This is a genomic window from bacterium, from assembly GCA_020440705.1.
Classification (GTDB): Bacteria; Krumholzibacteriota; Krumholzibacteriia; order LZORAL124-64-63; family LZORAL124-64-63; genus JAGRNP01.
Genome location: JAGRNP010000203.1, coordinates 1 through 3,829 on the forward strand (window position 1 = coordinate 1; position 3,829 = coordinate 3,829).

3 protein-coding genes are annotated in these 3,829 nt (G+C 76.2%); all 3 read left to right on the forward strand.

Annotated elements, in window-relative coordinates; genetic code table 11:
* Positions 1–1,080, forward strand: a 1,080-nt coding sequence (locus tag KDM41_17500; GenBank protein MCB1185219.1) for an NAD(P)/FAD-dependent oxidoreductase, incomplete at its 5' end; no start/stop codon positions are given.
* Positions 1,077–3,476 (forward strand): FAD-binding protein, encoded by a 2,400-nt coding sequence (locus KDM41_17505; protein ID MCB1185220.1) that lies wholly within the window; start codon positions 1,077–1,079, stop codon positions 3,474–3,476. The genes KDM41_17500 and KDM41_17505, both read left to right, overlap by 4 nt.
* The coding region (locus KDM41_17510) for a 4Fe-4S dicluster domain-containing protein (protein ID MCB1185221.1) at positions 3,473–3,829 on the forward strand (357 nt) is incomplete at its 3' end. The genes KDM41_17505 and KDM41_17510, both read left to right, overlap by 4 nt.

The window sequence follows — 3,829 nt, forward strand, 5'->3', positions numbered from 1 at the left end:
ATGGGGCCCGACGGCCGCGACGTCGCGGCCCGCACCGTGCTGCTCGCCCGGGAGGCGCGGCCGGCCGGGCTGCCCGGCGTCGCCGTCGACGGCGTCGTCGTGCGCACGCCCGACACCCTGTTGGACGACCCGGCACCGCCCGGGGACGTGACCATCGTGGGCGGAGGGGCGACCGGTGTGGGGCTGGCCGCGTTCCTGGCCGCTCTGGGCGCGCGGGTCGTCCTCGTGACGAGGTCCGACCGCCTGTTGCCGCGCCTCGACGCCGACATCGGCGCGGCGGTGACCTCCGCGCTGGCGGCCCGCGGCGTCGCGGTGCACCACCGTGCGCGTCTGCGCGAGGTGGCGGTGACGGCGTCCGGCTTCACGGCGGTCCTGGACGATCGCGCCCGGGCCGCCCGCGACCGGATCGCCGGGACCAGGCTCGTGGTCGCGACCGGTTGGCGACCGGCGACGGCGGATCTGGATCTCGCGGCGACGAAAGCCGTGCTGGACAAGCGCGGCCACGTGCAGGTCGATGCGGTCATGGCCACCGCCGAGCCGGGCCTGCACGCGGTCGGGGCGTCGGTGCCGACCCACGACGGCGAGGGCATGGCCGCGGCCGAGGTCGCGACGGTGCTGGCCCATCTGCGCGGCGAACCGACCCGGCCGTTGCGTGCGCTGTGGTCGCCGCGCCGCGTGCCCGGCCCCGTGCCCGCATTCGGTGTCGGACTGACGGCGGCCGATGCCGCGGCCATGGGGCACCTCGTGGGCACCGGATGGGACGCGGCCGGACCGCAAGACGTGGTGAAGGTGATCGTCGACGGCGAGTCGGGCGCCATGCTGGGGGTCCAGGCGGCGGGACGCGGCGCACCGGCGCTCATGCCCGCGGCCGTGGCGGCCATGCAGGACGGCGAACCGGCGGCCGACGGCGACACGCCGCTGCGCCGGGCCTGGGCCCTGGCGCAGGATCCGGGGCGCCGGGGCGGGAACCTGCGGGAGAACGACCGCCCGCAAGGCTTCAGGAGCGACCGGATCAACGACTGGACGAGCGGCCGCAATAGCGACCGGACCGAAGACCGGACCAATGGAGGTCAGTCATGAGCCCATCGTTGCCCTCGCAACTGGCGGCGGAGCTCGCCCGCGGCGGCCTGCTGACCGATGCGGCGGCCCGCCGCGTGTACGCCCGCGACGCCTCGCACATGACCCTGGGCGAACCGGTCGCCGTGGCCCTGCCGTCCGATGCCGACGAGGTCGCGGCAGTGGTGCGCGCCTGCATCGCGGCCGGGGTGCCGTTGGTCGCCCGCGGCGCGGGCACGGGGCTCAGCGGCGGCGCCGTGCCGCCCGAAGGCGCCGTCGTGCTGGCCACCGGACGCCTGAACCGTATCGGGCAGGCCAACCTGGTCTGGCCCGGCATCCGCGTCGAGCCGGGCGTGCTGAACGAGCAGGTGAGCCGGGCGGCCGCCGGCCGGGCTCTGCACTTCGCGCCCGACCCGTCGAGCCAGTCGGCGTCGGCCATCGGCGGCAACATCGCCGAGAACGCGGGCGGGCCCCACTGCCTGCGCCACGGCGTCACCCTGCAGCACCTGCGGCGCCTCGAATGGGTCGGGGCCGACGGACGGCGTCTGGCCACCGGCGACGGCGCCCTGGGCGCCCGCGGCTTCGACCTGGTCAGTCTGCTCTGCGGATCCGAGGGGACGCTGGGCATCGTCACCGCCGCCGACCTGAAGCTCACTCCCGATCCGGCCCGGGTCGGTACCCTGCTCGCCTTCTTCCCCGCCCTGGACGCGGCGACCCGCACCGTGGTCGACCTGCTCGGCGCCGGCCTGCTGCCCGTGGCCGTGGAGATGGTCGACCAGGCCATGCTCGAGGCTGTCGAGCAGGCTTTCGCCTTCGGCTTCCCCACCGACGTCGAGGCGGCGATGATCGTCGAGTTCGGGGACGACGCCGAGGCCGTGGCCGAGGACACGGCCCGAGCGCGCGAGCTGCTGCTGGCCGGCGGCGCGCACGAGGTGCGCCTGGCCGCCGATGCGGCCGAGCGGGCCGAGCTGTGGAAGTGCCGCAAGAAGGCCTTCGGGGCGGTGGGTCGTCTGGCCCCCAACTACGTGACCATGGATGTCGTCGTGCCGCTGGGCGAACTGCCCGACCTCGTCGCGGAGATCCAGCGCATCAAGGCGCGGCACGGGGTCGAGATCGCCACGGCCTTCCACGCCGGCGACGGCAACCTGCATCCGGGCGTGCACTACGACGACCGCGATCCCGAATCCGGCCGCGCGGCCCACGCCGCCGCCGACGAGATCATCGCCGACGCCATCCGGCGGGGCGGCAGCGCCACGGGCGAGCACGGCGTCGGCATCGAGAAGCTGCACGCGTTGCCGTGGCAGATGGACGCCGTGACCGCTCGGCTCCACCACCGGATCGCGCGGGCCTGGGACCCGCAGGGCCTGCTCAATCCCGGCAAGCTGCTGCCGGATCCGGCCGCGGAGTACGCCGCCATGCCGCCCGTCCCCGCGGTGGTGGCGAGCGCGCGCCGCGACATGACGATCACCGCGCCGGCGGCGGCGCGGCTGTCCGAGGTGCAGGCGGCGGCCGCGGCCGACGGCCTGTGGCTGCCGGTGGGACTGCCCGGTCCATCCGGCGGTGCGGGCTTGGGCGGCGATCCGACGATCGGCGACCTGGTCGATCATCTCGCCACCGGGCCGCTTCTGCTGGCCGGCGCCTCGACCCGCGATCTGCTGCTCGCGGGCTGGTTCGGGACCGCGGCCGACACGGCCTTCCGCAGCGGGGCTCCGGTGTTCAAGAACGTGGCCGGCTACGGTTTGCACCACGCCCTGTGCGGAGCGGGGGGCGTCTGGGCGGCGACCCTCGGGGCCACCTTCGCCCTGCGCCCGCGGCCCGAGGCCGTGCGCGGCCTGACGGTCGTGCCCGGGGATGCGCCGGACGCGACGCTCGCCGTTCTCTGGGGCTGGTTGCGGGGCTGCGGGGGCGGTACCGCCGGGGCGACGGCCGTCGTCGAGGCCGACGGCGAGACCCGCATCCTGCTGCCGGGCCGCGATCGGCCCTGGGATCTCGCGCGGAAGACCGCCGCGCTGGAGGCCGCCGTGGCGCCCCACGGGGGCCGGGTCCGCGAAGAGGGCCAGGTCGCGTTCGCCGAGGCCGCCGAACTGGCGGCGGCCTTCCTGCCCGGCTGGGCCCTGTCCGGTCCGGACTGGTGGGCGATCGATCCGCTGCCGGCGACCGCCGAGGCGGCGCCCCCGGGCGGCGGGCGGCTCGTGTTCCTTGCCGGTCCCGGGCGGTTCTGGTCGCCGGATGTGCCGACGCCGCGCCGGGGCTGGGCCAACGATCACGTGATCGCCGGCGGTGTCGTCTCGCCGCTGCCCGAACCGGCCGCGGGCGTGCCGCGCGATCTGCTCGCGGCGCTGCAGGAGATCTTCGACCCGGACGGCCTGCGGGCGGTCCCGGATTGGCTCGCCGCCGCCGGTCGGGAGGTGCGCCCATGAGCAAGCCGCTTCCCGCCCCCGGCGACCTCGCCGGGATCCTGCGCACCTGCGTCCAGTGCGGGTTGTGCCTGCCCCACTGCGCGACCTTCCTCGCCACCGGGAACGAGGTCCAGTCGCCGCGGGGACGTCTGGTGCTCCTGGAGGGGCTGCTGGCGTCCGCCGCCGCAGGGGCAGACGACGCTCCCGACGCCTTCCTGGATGCCTTCGACCAGTGCATCGGCTGCCGGGCGTGCGAATCCGTTTGCCCGAGCGGCGTGCCGTACACCCTGCTGGCCCACGGGCACGAGCTGGCCGATCGGCGAGCCGGACGCGCCGCCGAGCCGGCCGTGCCGGGGCCGCTGCTGCGCCGCCTC

Coding starts and splice junctions, on each gene's coding strand:
- KDM41_17505 (MCB1185220.1), top strand. CDS start 1,077: ATGAGCCCATCGTTGCCCTCGCAACTGGCGGCGGAGCTCGCCCGCGGC.